Source organism: Shewanella sp. MBTL60-112-B2 (genome assembly GCF_019655055.1).
Classification (GTDB): domain Bacteria; phylum Pseudomonadota; class Gammaproteobacteria; order Enterobacterales; family Shewanellaceae; genus Shewanella.
The window spans coordinates 142,597-157,153 of record NZ_BPFA01000005.1 but is presented as its reverse complement, the minus strand read 5'-3'; the positions used below and the strand labels follow the sequence as shown (position 1 = coordinate 157,153).

The 14,557-nt window shown below is 45.4% G+C and carries 15 protein-coding genes; all 15 read left to right on the top strand.

The window, feature by feature from the left end; all coding sequences use genetic code 11:
- The 15 genes from K5Q73_RS04860 to K5Q73_RS04790 all read left to right on the top strand — a co-directional run bounded on the left by K5Q73_RS04860 (position 1) and on the right by K5Q73_RS04790 (position 14,444).
- On the top strand, positions 1–1,221 hold the full coding sequence (locus K5Q73_RS04860; RefSeq protein ID WP_220762028.1) for a type II secretion system F family protein: 1,221 nt from the start codon (positions 1–3) through the stop codon (positions 1,219–1,221).
- A gap of 18 nt (positions 1,222–1,239) precedes the next feature.
- On the top strand, positions 1,240–1,731 hold the full coding sequence (locus K5Q73_RS04855; protein WP_220762026.1) for a hypothetical protein: 492 nt from the start codon (positions 1,240–1,242) through the stop codon (positions 1,729–1,731).
- A gap of 79 nt (positions 1,732–1,810) precedes the next feature.
- Positions 1,811–2,419 carry a type II secretion system protein gene (locus tag K5Q73_RS04850; protein WP_220762024.1) on the top strand — a complete coding sequence of 203 codons (609 nt, stop codon included), beginning with the start codon at positions 1,811–1,813 and terminating at the stop codon, positions 2,417–2,419.
- Positions 2,420–2,551: 132 nt separating this feature from the next.
- On the top strand, positions 2,552–3,067 hold the full coding sequence (locus K5Q73_RS04845) for a type II secretion system protein (RefSeq protein ID WP_220762022.1): 516 nt from the start codon (positions 2,552–2,554) through the stop codon (positions 3,065–3,067).
- Between the two features lie 24 nt (positions 3,068–3,091).
- Entirely contained in the window at positions 3,092–3,619 is a 528-nt protein-coding gene (locus tag K5Q73_RS04840; protein ID WP_220762020.1) for a type II secretion system protein, read from the top strand.
- 26 nt (positions 3,620–3,645) lie between these two features.
- Positions 3,646–4,125, top strand: a complete 480-nt coding sequence (locus K5Q73_RS04835; protein ID WP_220762018.1) for a type II secretion system protein — start codon at positions 3,646–3,648, stop codon at positions 4,123–4,125.
- 171 nt (positions 4,126–4,296) lie between these two features.
- On the top strand, positions 4,297–4,773 hold the full coding sequence (locus K5Q73_RS04830) for a Tfp pilus assembly protein FimT/FimU (RefSeq protein WP_220762016.1): 477 nt from the start codon (positions 4,297–4,299) through the stop codon (positions 4,771–4,773).
- Positions 4,760–5,335: a prepilin-type N-terminal cleavage/methylation domain-containing protein gene (locus K5Q73_RS04825; RefSeq protein ID WP_220762001.1), complete on the top strand. Its 576-nt coding sequence runs from the start codon at positions 4,760–4,762 to the stop codon at positions 5,333–5,335. The genes K5Q73_RS04830 and K5Q73_RS04825 overlap by 14 nt, the downstream gene beginning before the upstream one ends.
- On the top strand, positions 5,335–6,219 hold the full coding sequence (locus tag K5Q73_RS04820) for a PilW family protein (protein ID WP_220761999.1): 885 nt from the start codon (positions 5,335–5,337) through the stop codon (positions 6,217–6,219). The genes K5Q73_RS04825 and K5Q73_RS04820 overlap by 1 nt, the downstream gene beginning before the upstream one ends.
- Positions 6,209–6,709, top strand: coding sequence for an MSHA biogenesis protein MshP (locus K5Q73_RS04815; protein ID WP_220761997.1), 501 nt, complete (start codon positions 6,209–6,211; stop codon positions 6,707–6,709). Before K5Q73_RS04820 ends, K5Q73_RS04815 begins: the two co-directional genes overlap by 11 nt.
- Before the next feature lie 13 nt (positions 6,710–6,722).
- Positions 6,723–11,144: a DUF6701 domain-containing protein gene (locus tag K5Q73_RS04810; RefSeq protein ID WP_220761995.1), complete on the top strand. Its 4,422-nt coding sequence runs from the start codon at positions 6,723–6,725 to the stop codon at positions 11,142–11,144.
- Between the two features lie 172 nt (positions 11,145–11,316).
- A complete protein-coding gene (locus tag K5Q73_RS04805; protein WP_012156947.1) occupies positions 11,317–12,366 on the top strand; it encodes a rod shape-determining protein in 1,050 nt (349 codons plus the stop codon).
- A gap of 41 nt (positions 12,367–12,407) precedes the next feature.
- Entirely contained in the window at positions 12,408–13,295 is an 888-nt protein-coding gene (mreC, locus tag K5Q73_RS04800) for a rod shape-determining protein MreC (protein ID WP_220761993.1), read from the top strand.
- Positions 13,292–13,780, top strand: a complete 489-nt coding sequence (gene mreD, locus K5Q73_RS04795; protein WP_012156945.1) for a rod shape-determining protein MreD — start codon at positions 13,292–13,294, stop codon at positions 13,778–13,780. Before mreC ends, mreD begins: the two co-directional genes overlap by 4 nt.
- Before the next feature lie 67 nt (positions 13,781–13,847).
- Positions 13,848–14,444 carry a nucleoside triphosphate pyrophosphatase gene (locus tag K5Q73_RS04790; protein WP_220761991.1) on the top strand — a complete coding sequence of 199 codons (597 nt, stop codon included), beginning with the start codon at positions 13,848–13,850 and terminating at the stop codon, positions 14,442–14,444.
- Positions 14,445–14,557 lie beyond the last annotated feature (113 nt).

Sequence of the window (14,557 nt, the reverse complement as noted above, 5' to 3'; positions counted from 1 at the left end):
ATGCCTACATATCAGTACCGTGGCCGAAGTGCTCAAGGTGAGCAAGTAAAGGGGCTTGTTGACGCAGCCTCTGAGAGCGCGGCTGCCGATCAACTGATGTCTCGTGGGGTGATCCCGCTGGATCTCGTATTAGCGAAAGAGGTTAAGGAGTTTAACCTTAAGGCTTTATTTAAAGGTAAGGTAGCACTAGAAGAGTTACAGATCTTCACTCGACAAATGTATTCACTAACACGCTCAGGGATCCCTATTTTACGCGCGATCGCTGGCCTTTCTGAGACGACACATTCGGTTCGTATGAAAGAGGCGCTCGATGATATTTCAGAGCAGTTAACCTCAGGCCGCCCTCTATCTTCGGCGATGAATCAGCACCCCGATGTATTTGATGCGCTTTTTGTCTCTATGGTTCATGTCGGTGAAAACACAGGTAAGCTTGAAGATGCGTTTATTCAGTTATCTGGTTATATCGAGCGTGAGCAGGAAACTCGAAGACGTATCAAAGCGGCGATGCGTTACCCGATCTTTGTATTGATTGCGATTGCCATTGCCATGGTGATCCTCAATATCATGGTGATCCCAAAGTTTGCTGAAATGTTCTCACGATTTGGCGCCGATCTGCCTTGGGCGACTAAACTATTAATTAATACTTCTAATGTGTTTGTTAATTACTGGCCTTTAATGCTCCTTGTTCTAGTGGCCGGGTTTGTTGGCATTCGCTATTGGCATAGCACCGAAAAAGGTGAGAAACAGTGGGACAAATGGAAGTTAAACATTCCCGCCGTAGGTAGCATTATTGAACGTTCAACCCTATCGCGCTACTGCCGCAGCTTCTCTATGATGTTGAGTGCGGGTGTGCCTATGACCCAAGCCCTTAGTCTTGTGGCGGACGCCGTCGATAACGCTTACATGCACGACAGCATAGTGGGGATGCGCCGTGGTATTGAGTCTGGTGAGTCGATGTTAAGAGTGTCGAATAACAGCCAACTCTTCACCCCACTCGTGCTGCAGATGGTGGCTGTGGGTGAAGAGACAGGACAGATAGATCAGTTACTTAATGACGCAGCCGATTTTTACGAAGGTGAAGTCGACTACGACCTGAAGAATTTGACTGCCAAGTTAGAGCCTCTTTTGATTGGTTTTGTCGCGTGTATCGTGTTGGTGTTGGCGTTAGGTATTTACCTACCCATGTGGGACATGCTCAATGTGGTTAAGGGCGGTAACTGATGAAGCAGGAAAAGCGCCGTGCTTAGTCAACATAAAGCCGATGCAAAGCTGCTTGATGTATATGGCAAGCTTATTGCTTTGATTATTTTGCTAATAGTATTGTTTTACTTGAGTTTTAATTACTTTGGCAGCATTAAGCAGCTGGCTCAGCCAAGCATGCAAGTAGAGCATACACGTTTGCTCAATGTACTCGGTGTAGCTAGGTCTCAATGGTTGATGCGTAGTAAGCCAGAGATCTTACAGCTTGACTGGTATTCCGATAGCCAAGAGCATGCCTCATCTACAGGACAAGTGCGTATGGCAGCTAGTGGATGGCCTATACCTAGCGAGACAAGTGTTGCAGGTTGTCGACAATTATTGGTTGAGTTGTTGGGGCCGGGTTATACCAAACAAATTGATACTCGATTCAACCCAGATACAGGTGTTTGCCGTTATCTTGGCGAGTCGGGCGAAAGTATTAGCTATCAAACCACTTCTGGACGGGTCATTTTTTTGACGCAAACCGATTAAGAGCGGCTGAATAGTGAAATTATCTGTTTTCTAATTTTAACAAACTGCTAGAATAGCCGCATACAAGATTGGGGGTAAAATGAAACATCAGTATCAGAAGGGCTTTTCTCTAATAGAGTTAGTCATAGTTATCGTGATTTTAGGTTTATTGGCAGCGACGGCTATCCCACGTTTCTTAAATGTCACTGACGATGCAGAAGATGCCAGTGTAGACGGTGTAGCAGGCGGACTAAGTACTGCGGTGAGTTTTGTGCGTTCACAGTGGGAAGTCGATGGTCGTCGAAATAATACCGTGTTACTGGATGGAACAACGGTTGCTCTGGATACGCGTTTTGGTTATCCAACAGGCCAGAGTAATACTGATGCTAAAGACATGGATGAAGTTTCTTGCCAAGAAGTGTTTGATCTTGTTTTACAAAATGCACCACGAAGCGTAGTTGCAGGAGAAGACGCGCGTAAAGCAAGATATGTAGTGAGCGTGGCAAAAGGAGCGGGTGGCAGTTCAAATAGTATAGATGGCGAGCTTGTTAGCGATCTAGATGTTTGTTTGTATTACCTAGCCTCATCACTAGTGTTAAATCCGCAAACGGGAATACCGACTGAAGATTTAACCAATTTAAGTAACTTGGCGGGTAAAGGGGTGACCTACAACCCTGGTTCTGGTCAAGTGGCTAGTTTTATTGACTAAAATAATCTTTACTTATTGACTGAATTGATTGGTAGTCGTTTAAGTCATTAGTTGATGTAAACAGTAAATAGTTTTCGGTGGAAAGATTTTTAATCTGTCTACTGTATTTGATAAGTGATTGAGGATATTTATATGCAAAAGCAAAATGGTTTTACCCTAATCGAATTAGTGGTTGTGATTATTATTCTAGGTATTTTAGCTGTGACTGCTGCGCCTAAGTTTATCAATCTACAAAGCGATGCGCGTGCCTCAGCACTGCAAGGCGTTAAAGGCGCAATCCAAGGCGCTAACGGCCTAGTATTCGCCAAAGCAGCTTTAGCTGGTGAAGAAAGAGCGAGTGTTATTACTGGTACAGATGTGAATATTGGTACTAAAGACGATGTTGTCAATGTTAAAACTTTATACGGTTACTTATTAGCAACGGGTGATGACTTTAATACTGCCATTGATGCCTCGTTTGCACCAGTAGCAACCCCTGGAAATGCAGATTGGCTATACACAGTAACAGCTGGTACTGATAGTACTCCTGGCACTATGGTTATCAGTCAAGTTGATGCTCCTAATGACAGCAATACTTGCCAAGTCACATATACAGAAGCTACGGCTACCGCTACACCAACGTATGTAATTGACGATTCAGGCTGTTAATCTCACCTTTAAGAGAAATATCAAATGCAAAAGCAAAACGGTTTTACCCTAATCGAGTTAGTGGTTGTGATTATTATTCTAGGTATTTTGGCTGTGACTGCAGCGCCTAAATTTATCAATCTACAAAGCGATGCACGTGCTTCTGCGCTGCAAGGTGTTAAAGGCGCCATTCAAGGCGCTAACGGTCTAGTGTTCGCCAAAGCAGCCTTGGCTGGTGCGGAGAAGAAAGCGGCAACAGCCTGGACTGGCGATGCTACAAAGCCTGATGATGTAAATGGTGGTGTGGATATTGGTACTGATCTGAAAGCTAAAACTAACTTTGGTTACCTACAGGCGACTGCAACAGAGTTCAACAACGCTATCGATGCCGATTTTGGTACTGCAGATACCAATGAGTGGAAAGTTGATGAAGACACCGATGCAGGCACGATTACTATCACCCAAAATGGTGCCCCAGTAGCTGCAGGTGCCAAGTCTTGTCAACTGGTATACACACAAGCTGCAGATGCTAACACTGTGCCTACTTACCTAATTACAGACACTGGCTGTTAATCGGACCTGTTTAAGAGAAAATGAAAATGCAAAAGCAAAATGGTTTTACCCTAATCGAATTAGTGGTTGTGATCATCATTCTAGGTATCTTAGCGGTTACTGCAGCGCCTAAGTTTATCAACCTACAAGGCGATGCCCGTTTGTCAACGCTGCAGGGAGTGAAGGCTGCAATTCAGGGCGCTAACTCGCTTTATTACTCGAAAGCGGCGATTGGCGGTTTTGAAAAGAATGCAGCGACTGACACGAGCAATCCTCCAAAGGTTGGCGATGTGACTTTGCAGTATGGTTATGTGCAGGCAAAAGAAAGTGAGCTACTAGAAGCATTAGAAATCACGGCAACTGATTGGAAATTTACACCTGTTACAGGTGGTGATGCCGCTGATGCTCCTTCGATAGCTATATCTCCAAAGGATGCACCCACAGACTGTAAATTTATTTACACACAAGCTAAAGATGCGACTACACCACCTGTATACGGCACTATGCCAACAGCAGACCAGTGTTAGATTAGTCTCTATTAAAAAAGGCCTGCCTCGCAGGCCTTTTTTGTATCTAGGGCGTAACTACTAGCTTTATTTGCCATAATTATTAAACTGTTGGAAAATTAGGTTTAAGAATTTGTAGGACCTAGGACCTAGGACCTAAGCTAAACACTGCTGAATCAATTAGGAAGTTCAATGCATAGAGTGCAGCGACACGCAGGCTTTACATTAGTGGAGCTGGTTACCACGATAATCCTTATTGCCATTCTTGCTGTGGTGGTTATTCCTCGCTTGCTGACCTCTTCTAGTTACAGCGCTTTTACTTTGCAAGATGAATTTATTAGTGAGCTGCGTAAGGTGCAGATCATGGCGATGAACAATCAAGATCGCTGCTATCGTTTATCGGTTACCGACAGCCATTACCAAGTTTCTCGTTTTAATGGCGGATGTTCTGGCACGCCAGTGCGCACCGATGCGCTACAAGCGTTTCAAGGCGGCGCAAGTCTAGCTTTGCTTAATGGTGGCGCCAGCAATTTTAATATTGAGTTTAACCTTCAAGGCGTGCCGATAGTTGACGGTAGTCGTTGTAGTGGCAACTGTATCAGTGTCATCGCCGATGAAACACTGTTTATTGCGATTGAATCTGAAGGTTATATCCATGATGGGCAATAGATTGTCAGCCAAAAAGTGGCAAGCTCAAAAAGGCTTTACTCTAATCGAGCTCGTCGTGGGTATGGTAGTGATCAGTATCGCCTTCGTTTTGCTCAGCACCATGTTATTTCCGCAGGCAGAGCGTGCGGCAGATACGCTACATAGGGTGCGCTCAGCAGAGTTAGCTCACTCAATTTTGAATGAGATCTGGGGTAAACGTTATGACCAGAATACCAATGCCAACGGTGGCGTCCCCGCCTGTGGCGCACCAGCGAAGCCTAGCTTAGGCTTGCCCGCTGGAGAGGATTGTACCGATAAGAAAGACCTTGGCCCAGATAAGATTAATGGTATAGAAGAGACGCGTAATAACTATAACGATGTCGATGATTACAATGGGCTGACAATTAACAGCCCTATGCTCAACAGTAGTGAGACCTACGCTCAGCGTTACATCAATTATAAGTTATTGGTTAAGGTTGAATATAACGATTTACCAAGCCTCAACACTAAGTTAGTCACTATCGACATCACGACACCAAAAGGTGAGGTGATGACCTTCAATGCGATTAGGAGTAACTATTAATGAATGCGTTAATACGTCCTGCTTCTAGGTCATTGAATCAGCTTAAACAGCTTAAGTCTAAGGGCTTCACCTTAGTCGAGATGGTTACCGTTATTATCATCCTTGGGGTATTGGTACTAGGTGTGAGTAGTTTTCTAATTTTTGGCACACGCATCTTTATTGATGCCACATCAGTCGATCAAGTGATGAGTCAAAGCCGTTTTGCCATAGAGCGTATGACTCGGGAGCTGCGTAACGCCGTGCCAAACAGTATTCGGGTGCGAGATAGTGGTGATGGTGCTTGGCAATGCATTGAGATGATGCCGATTATTTCGAGCGCATCCTATATAGAGATGCCGATAGCGCCTGCAGCAGCTGCTAGTAGTGGTACAGCGATGCAATCCAGTGCCAGCGCATCTTTAACTGCAGATCAATTTTTACTGATTTACCCGCTCACGCCAGCCGATGTTTATACCTCAGCGATAAGAACACAAGGCAAGCTGTTTAGTATTGACAGTGTTACAGCGAACGCCACAACCAATGAGCTTACAATCGATTTTGGCCGTGCAGTGCGTTTCGATGAGGCTTCGCCTAGGCAGCGTTACTTTGGTGTTCAAGGTGCGGTGAGTTACTGCTTTGAGCAAGTGACTACAGAGTTAAGCTTATTAAAGCGCTATGGGGGTTACGGCTTTAATCACCCAAACCTACAGCCTGCGCCTAATGATATGGGTACAGGAGTGCTGATGGCTGAAAATATTGTCAATACCATAGGTAACAACAGTCCTATTGCGTATACCCCAGGAACGCTGAGAAATAATGCTATGGTGCATCTAAATCCGCTGTTCGATGTACAAGGACAGAGTTTTCAATATCATCATCAAGTGCAGGTGATCAATGTTCCTTAATCCAGTGATTTCTCTCAATAGCCAAGTGAGCAAAATATCCCATCGCTCTAAGCAAAGGGGGAGCGCCTTAGTGATAGGTGTATTTATTATCACAGTGATGTTTCTACTGGCTGCGACGCTGATCAATGTGCTTGATGATGCCGATCAAGAGATCAGTATCGAAGTGTGGGGCACTAGAGCGTTTGCTGCAGCTAATAGCGGCGCAGATCGCGCCTTAGCGACTCTATTCCCTGTCGATGGAAGTACTGGAAGTTGTAGTAACCCACCACTCTGGGAAATCGGCAATGACACAGGTCTTGTCGGCTTTCATGGTTGCGAAGTGCTGATGACCTGCTCGGCTACAACCACCAATTCATCACAAAACAAGATGACCCAATATTTGATTACCAGCACTGCAACCTGCAGCAGTGGTGAGTGTGATTCTGGCAGCGATAGCGATGCTAGCTGTATTCGAGTGAGCCGCAAGGTGGAGGTCGAAGCCCGTGATTAACATGGCTCGTTTAATGCAATTTTTGTTGATTAGCTTCCTATCAGTGTTGTCCATCGGCACTGCATCAGCGGCGGATTGGCGCGACACTTTTCCTGAGGGTACTAATGGTTATCAAAGTTCAAGCTTACTTCGTTTTCATGATGGCTCTCGGCTCGACAATGCCCCTATGCGGGGGCAATTGCCGAGTTACCGCGTCGATGACCATGATAAATCCTGTTACCCAAGCAATGGTAACCCCAAAAAGTGTAAGTCCGGTCATTTTTTAGCTGGTTTACCTAGCGACAGAATTCCTTTTGAGCAATGCCGTTCAACTAGCAACAAAGATCTGGGTCCATCCGATGCTGTGAATAACATTATTACTGTGGCGGAAGGTGAGTATGACAGTATTTTCTCCAGAGGGAATAAAGTTAAATTTACCTCTCAAAATGGCTCGGGGATTTATCGACTTAAATCTCTGTATATGGAGTCTGGCACCTTGGAATTGGAGCCTGGTCAATACTGGATAGAGAGCTTAACTATTTTAAGCGGTGTTAATGTGGAGTGGCCGACAGATGGCTTGGTTGCTTTTTTTGTAAACAATCGGTTTGTGCAATATAACCGTTTATACCCCTACCGTTCAGAGCTTTTTGTGCTCTACGGCTATGGCGATATAGAGTTAGCGACTAACTCTTACGTCCGTGGCCACATTTTATCAGAGCATAACTTGGTGCTCAGCTATGGTGCGGATGTTGAAGGAGCACTTACGGGTAACTATATTTCGATGGCGAATCAATCTCGAGTGGTATTTGATGCAAGATCGCATTTGATTGATCTGGTGCCAAATTGTGATCTCAGGCCGCCTAATCCGCCTGTTTTGCCGCAATGTCCAGCTGAGCAAGATAATATTCGAGGGCTCACTTATCGCACTTATGACGCGAGGCCTTGGCGTACAAATGCAGTTAGTCCCCAAAGTCACAGCCAGTTTGAGGATTTGATCAGCAGAGTGAAAACGACTGAAAATCAAATCGGTGAATCGATTGAAACTGTGTTAGAACAAAGTGGCCGCAACATTAATCCACATAGCCGTGCCGCGGTAGATAACGACCTCTATCTCGGGGTTTTTGAAGGTTACATTGATGTGCCAGTGACTGGAGAGTATACCTTTGCAATTGACGGTGATGATGCGATTGAGCTGTTAATTGACGGTGAAGTAGTGACGGGATTTTATGGCGTCCATGGTATTTGTAATTGTTATGACCACCAAGGGGCTATTTCATTAGAGCAGGGGACTCATAAGATTGAGCTTAGGTTCCATGAGACCTTTTACGATGAAGCGTTTAAGCTGTTCTGGAAAAAGCCTAACCAAAATAACTTTGAGGTAGTGCCGGCGGAAAATCTATTAACTTGTCCAGCTCCTCAATTTGAATTTGGCCGTGCTGAACTCGATAGTAATGGTTTAGCCACAATTGATTTCAACAATACGTACGCTGCAGCGCCAGTGATTATGGTGATGCCAACCATAGATATTACCAATAACGATGATAACAGTGATCGTCCTTCAACTGTGAGAGTCAACCACCTCAATAACGGCTCTGCACAAATTCAGCAAATTAATTCAAATTGGCCTTATGAGCTGAAAAAGCCGATGGGCAGTATTGATTACTTTGTTATGGAGCCGGGTTATCGTTTTTTAGAAAAAGGCAAAGCACTGCAAGCGGGTAAAGTGTGGACCGATAGATACCAAGGTAAAAATTTAAGTAGAGCAGGACGAGGTTACCAGAACCTAGTCTTCCCACATAAATTCGGTGAAAAACCCGCCATGCTGGGGCAGGTGCTGAGTCACAATAATAATCGCTTTATGACCACGTCGATTAATAACGTAGACAGCCAAGGCCAGTCTTTTGATATTGCGATAGAAGGGTCTGAGATCAGTACACCTATCACGACTCATGAGTGGTTGGGGTACGTAGCGGGTTTAGGTGACGGCACTATGGAGGTCGATGGCACCTCGCTGCAGTATGAATTTGTCAATAATGCACTCAATCATGGCGATGACAATAGAACTCGTTATTTATATGAGCAGTGTGATTTCCCAAATAGATATATAAATGACTATCCCGGGCAACCATTAACAATCGCTAATAAAAACCAACGTAATGGCGGTGATGGTGGTTGGGTACGTCGTTGCCTAAAAGAGGGTTTTAATGATCATGTAAGCTTTGCTGTTGATGAAGATCAGAGCCGAGATAATGAACAGATGCACCTTGCTGAGAATATCGGTTACTTTGCGTTTGAATACGCAGACGAGCCTCCGGCGGTAAATCATTATCGGATTAACTTCAGTTCGGGGGCGTTAAGCTGCGCTTTGAAAAAAGTCACGGTGCAAGCCTGTGCCGACTCTACTTGTAGCTCATTGCTAAGTGATCCAGCATTTGTGACTCTGACTAAAAATGGTAGTAACTATACCAGCGCAAACGTTAACGGTAGCGCTGATATTGAGGTGTGGCACCCACAAGGAGGCTCTGTGACGCTAGGGCTCGGTAATACTGTACCTAGCGGCGATTATAGTTGCTATATTGATAACAAATTGTTTGATAATGAGCAGTGTGATTTAACCTTTGAAAACAGTGGTATATACTTTGATGTTGATGACTCTACTGCCTGTAAAAACTCCAGCAACTTCGAGTTATTTGCGGTTAAGCAAGATGAGACATCAATAGCCCCTCAATGTGTGCCGTTATTTGCTAATCAAACTAAACCCATCTCGATGGCATTTAATTATATTACCCCTGATGCCGCCGGGATTAATGAGGCTGCCAAGCTAACCATTAACAGCCTTAACGCTCCAGCAGCCAGTAAAGACATAGCGGGTGGTTCGAGTGAGGAACTGCAGGTTCGCTTTGATGCCAATGGTAAAGCACAGCTATATGTAAACTACCCTGAGGCGGGCAAAGTTGAGCTAGCGGCAACATTAACCGAAGTCATTGAGTCACCTGACGGCAGTACTAGCGAGACGCTGGTACTTGAGCATAGTGATCAATTTGTGGCTAAGCCTGATGGTTTTTACTTCTTTAATACCTCGGGTAAAAATGGCTGCACAGGCGCTAATTGTGACTTATTTGCCAAAGCGGGTGACGACTTTGACATGAGTGTTAAGGCGGTGTGTGGAGCCGACGATGGCACGCCTTATAAAGATCGCCCAGCCCTTAAGAACTTTAGGTTTACCGATTTAAATATCCAACCTGTGTTACAGGCGCCACTACTTACCAATGGTGATGCTAAAGATGGCGTCCTAGGCTTGCTTGGTAGTACAAAACTGAGCTTTGTTAAGAATAACAGCGCACCGCTTAAAGTGACCAATCAGACCTATTCTGAGGTAGGTGCTGTAAGTATTGCTCTCGATGGTGAGGTGAACTACCTAGGGGCCGCGATCCCTGAAGCCAATTCAAGTAGTGATATATTTGGCCGTTTTTCACCTTACTTTTTAAGTATTAACGCGAACGAACCTAGTCCCGAAATGCAATGTGGCAGTTTCACTTACATGGACCAGCCATTTGGCTTTATTTCTGGTAGTGAGCCAACGTTGTCGATCAGCGGTAAAAATAAAGCAGGCGCTGAAACGCGAAATTATCAAATAGGAGACTGGTGGCGCTATCACGGCAAGCAGTGGTTAGATCGCAGTTATAGTGATACCTCTGGCGCCACATCAATGGATGGTGCTGCGCTGCAAGTGCTAGATGAGTCGCCTATCTCCGGGATTGTCGATTACTATCCGATTAATGACGATAACAGCGTCCAGCGCGCTTACCTGAGCGGTGCAAAGCTGCACTATGCCCGAACTGCTTCACCAGCGGTGTCGTTTAGTGGCCAGTTTGATCTTGCGTTGTCAAAGAATGATGTGACCGATAAAGATGGTATTTGTTATCGAGATACCGCCAGCGATAATTGCCGTGATTTTGAATTTGAGGATATCGCTAAAGACGATTCGTTTGCTATGCGCTACGGCCGTTTTGTGATGCAAAATGCCTATGGCCCATCGTCTGAGGAGCTGCGTTTAAATGTGGGCACCGAATATGTGGCTGCCATTGTAAATGGTGAAGCGCATTGGCTTACCAATACGGCTGACAGCTGCTCAGTGTTCGATACCACCAGTGCCACCGAGTCTGCCGATATTGGATTACATTTATCTCCCGATGTGGGGCTAGAAGGCGTGCAAGGTTTTACTCAAAGTGGCGGCTCAGGTAAAGCTGGCACAATAGGTTTGGGGAACAGCTTTATCTATTTCGCTGCACCGAATACCGATGGTGAAGTGGGTTTGCAACAGCATGTGGATAAATGGCTGCAGTGGTACTGGAGTTTTGACTCAAGTAGCGATTTACAAGATCCACGAGCAACCGCTTACTTTGGTACCTATCGAGGCCATGATCGTATTATTTACTGGCGAGAAGTTAATTAAATGTCAGTAATTGAGGGCGAGATAAGTTATTGACTCGCTCTTTAGCGGTTATATCGCAAAAAATACAGTTTCATTAGCAATTGTTAACCTCTGCGGTCTTGTGGATTTTAAGAAGCGTGATAAAGTTACCTGATTTCTTTTTTCTACGATTCCACATAGACAGGCTGGTTACATGTTCAAGAAGCTACGCGGCATTTTTTCTAATGATCTTTCGATCGATTTGGGTACAGCAAATACGCTAATTTACGTCCGTGAAGAAGGCATTGTGCTAAACGAACCTTCAGTTGTTGCTATTCGTGGAGAACGAAGCGGTTCGGGTCAGAAGTCGGTTGCGGCCGTCGGTACTGAAGCAAAGCAGATGCTAGGTCGTACTCCTGGAAACATTCAAGCAATTCGTCCGATGAAAGATGGCGTTATCGCCGACTTTTATGTCACCGAAAAAATGCTTCAGCATTTTATCAAGCAAGTTCATAACAACAGTGTGTTCCGTCCAAGTCCTCGCGTTCTTGTGTGTGTTCCAGTTGGGGCAACTCAAGTTGAACGCCGTGCAATTCGTGAATCGGCAATGGGCGCTGGCGCTCGTGAAGTGTATTTGATTGAAGAGCCAATGGCTGCTGCAATCGGTGCAGGCTTACCAGTATCAGAAGCGACAGGTTCTATGGTTGTTGATATTGGTGGTGGTACTACAGAAGTTGCGATTATCTCGCTAAACGGTGTGGTTTACTCATCGTCAGTACGTATCGGTGGTGACAAGTTTGATGATGCAATCATTAACTACGTCCGTCGTAACTACGGTAGCTTAATTGGTGAAGCAACGGCTGAACGTATCAAGCACACAATCGGTACTGCTTACCCAGGTGATGAAGTATTAGAAATTGAAGTACGCGGTCGTAACCTTGCAGAAGGTGTACCACGTAGCTTTACATTGAACAGCAATGAAATTTTAGAAGCACTGCAAGAGCCATTATCAGGCATTGTGAGTGCAGTAATGGTTGCCCTAGAGCAGTCTCCACCAGAATTGGCATCAGACATCTCTGAGCGCGGCATGGTACTTACCGGCGGCGGCGCGTTAATTCGTGATCTAGACAGATTACTGATGCAAGAAACGGGTATTCCCGTAATGATCGCTGAAGACCCATTAACTTGTGTGGCTCGCGGTGGTGGTAGAGCTTTAGAGATGATCGACATGCATGGCGGCGACCTGTTCTCTGAAGAAAACTAACCACGGTTAAAAAGGGCGGTAATACACCGCCCTAGTTTGTTATGAAGCCTATTTTTGCTCGCGGTATTTCCAACCAATTTCGATTAACACTGGCAGTCATTATGTCGGTGATCCTGCTTGTCGCTAACGACAGGCTTGAGCCTGTGCGTAATTCACTCTCTTCACTCTTAAGCCCTTTGCAATATGTGGCTAATATTCCTGGCGCCTTACTCGATCTTTCCGCGGAAAGTCTCGCTACTCGCAATATGCTGGCTCAACAAAATAAAGAGCTATTGCGTCATCAACTGTTGATGAGCGAACGTTTGCAGCGCTTCGAACACCTTCGCCAAGAAAACGATCGCTTACGTGGACTACTTGGCTCTCCAGTACATATGGATGCTAAGAAGGTGGTTGCCGAAGTCATGGAAGTGGCAAGCGACCCATTTCGTCAATATGTGGTGCTAAACCACGGTTCACGTAGCGGCGTATTTGTTGGCCAACCTGTGGTTGACGCTCAAGGTGTTGTAGGACAGGTTGTGCAAGTGAGTGAGCTCACCAGCCGAGTATTATTACTTTCCGATACCACTCATGGTATTCCGGTACGAATTACCCGTAATGATGTGCGGTTAATGGCATTTGGCACCGGGGTGCTCGATGAACTGGAGCTAAGGCATGTAGCCAAGAGTACCGACGTTCGTGTCGGCGATCTGTTGGTGTCCTCAGGTCTTGGCAAGCGTTTTCCTGAAGGCTATCCCGTTGCTCGAGTCATGAGTGTCGAAAAAGATGATGGTAAAAATTACGCTACCGTTATCGCTCAGCCTTTAGCGGCCTTAGACAGAATTCGTTACCTGTTATTACTCTGGCCTGATATTGAATCTGACGACGGCGAACTCATACCACCGCAAGGTGTTGAAGAGGCGATAAAGGCGAGTCAGGAGAAACCTCAATGAGTTTACATGTAGCAAATGGCCGCTGGGTTGTTTGGTTAAGTCTATTAGTGGCTATGCTGTTTCAAATCATGCCCTTACCAGATGTGGTTGAGGCATGGCGTCCAGATTGGCTATTACTGGTTATCACCTATTGGGCGATGGCCTTACCGCATAGATACAACATTTTAACGGCATGGGTGCTGGGTGTGATGCTAGACATCTTGCTCGGGGCAACCTTAGGTATTCGTGCCTTTGCTATGTCAGTTGTAGTATATGTTGTGGTACTGCACTTTCAGCGCTTACGTAATTTCCCTATGTGGCAACAAGCTTTATTGGTGGCCATGCAGGTCGCAGTTTATAACCTAGTGGTATTTTGGGTGCAATTTGTCACCGAATCCGCAGTGTTTGATATTAGCTTGTTCTATCCGGCAATTTCCAGCTTGATAATGTGGCCATGGATCTTCTGGGTCTTGCGTCGTGTAAGGCGTCTGTACAAGGTTCGATAGACAAACGTTTGGCCGAACGATTTAGATTAATCGATTGGTTTAGTTAGCATCATAAAAGGTACTCAATATGCAGTTAGTACTTGCTTCGGGCTCGCCTCGTCGTAAAGAGTTGTTAGGTCAGTTAGCTTTTTTAAATACTAACCGCGCCAAACCATTCGAATTTGAGATCTTGGCGGCCGATATTGATGAGAGTCATCAAGTTGGTGAGTCAGCTGAAGAGTTTGTGCTGCGACTAGCGCAGGAAAAAGCCTTGGCTGGCCTAGACTTATACGGTACTGATAAACAAGCAGTGGTGTTAGGCTCAGATACTATCGTGGTGCTAGGTGAAACCATTTTGGGTAAGCCTACCGACGAGGCTAATGCTGCCGAGATCCTAGCAAGCCTATCGGGTAATGCACATCAGGTGATGACAGCCGTGGCCCTAACCGATGGCACTAAGATGATAAGTCGATTAGTTAAAACTCGGGTGCAATTTAGTGTGCTAAGTGAGACTGATATTTTGGCTTATATTGCCACTGGCGAGCCAATGGATAAGGCGGGTGCCTACGGGATCCAAGGCTTAGGTGGAAGTTTTGTTGAAGCTATCGAAGGAAGTTATTCCGCGGTAGTTGGGTTACCTTTGGTCGAAACCCGTGCGTTGTTGTGTGAGATGCAAGTTTTATAGCGATAAGAAACAGTAATAATTAGGCCTAAGTAGCCAAACTATAAAACATCAATCATTGCAGACTTTAGCTCGCTAACGGGTATGTATCTACCCAGTTAGCAGGATCACAATCT

Coding starts and splice junctions, on each gene's coding strand:
- K5Q73_RS04835 (WP_220762018.1), top strand. CDS start 3,646: ATGCAAAAGCAAAATGGTTTTACCCTAATCGAATTAGTGGTTGTGATC.
- K5Q73_RS04840 (WP_220762020.1), top strand. CDS start 3,092: ATGCAAAAGCAAAACGGTTTTACCCTAATCGAGTTAGTGGTTGTGATT.
- K5Q73_RS04820 (WP_220761999.1), top strand. CDS start 5,335: ATGAATGCGTTAATACGTCCTGCTTCTAGGTCATTGAATCAGCTTAAA.
- mreC (WP_220761993.1), top strand. CDS start 12,408: ATGAAGCCTATTTTTGCTCGCGGTATTTCCAACCAATTTCGATTAACA.
- K5Q73_RS04815 (WP_220761997.1), top strand. CDS start 6,209: ATGTTCCTTAATCCAGTGATTTCTCTCAATAGCCAAGTGAGCAAAATA.
- K5Q73_RS04830 (WP_220762016.1), top strand. CDS start 4,297: ATGCATAGAGTGCAGCGACACGCAGGCTTTACATTAGTGGAGCTGGTT.
- mreD (WP_012156945.1), top strand. CDS start 13,292: ATGAGTTTACATGTAGCAAATGGCCGCTGGGTTGTTTGGTTAAGTCTA.
- K5Q73_RS04805 (WP_012156947.1), top strand. CDS start 11,317: ATGTTCAAGAAGCTACGCGGCATTTTTTCTAATGATCTTTCGATCGAT.
- K5Q73_RS04860 (WP_220762028.1), top strand. CDS start 1: ATGCCTACATATCAGTACCGTGGCCGAAGTGCTCAAGGTGAGCAAGTA.
- K5Q73_RS04850 (WP_220762024.1), top strand. CDS start 1,811: ATGAAACATCAGTATCAGAAGGGCTTTTCTCTAATAGAGTTAGTCATA.
- K5Q73_RS04825 (WP_220762001.1), top strand. CDS start 4,760: ATGATGGGCAATAGATTGTCAGCCAAAAAGTGGCAAGCTCAAAAAGGC.
- K5Q73_RS04790 (WP_220761991.1), top strand. CDS start 13,848: ATGCAGTTAGTACTTGCTTCGGGCTCGCCTCGTCGTAAAGAGTTGTTA.
- K5Q73_RS04810 (WP_220761995.1), top strand. CDS start 6,723: ATGCAATTTTTGTTGATTAGCTTCCTATCAGTGTTGTCCATCGGCACT.
- K5Q73_RS04845 (WP_220762022.1), top strand. CDS start 2,552: ATGCAAAAGCAAAATGGTTTTACCCTAATCGAATTAGTGGTTGTGATT.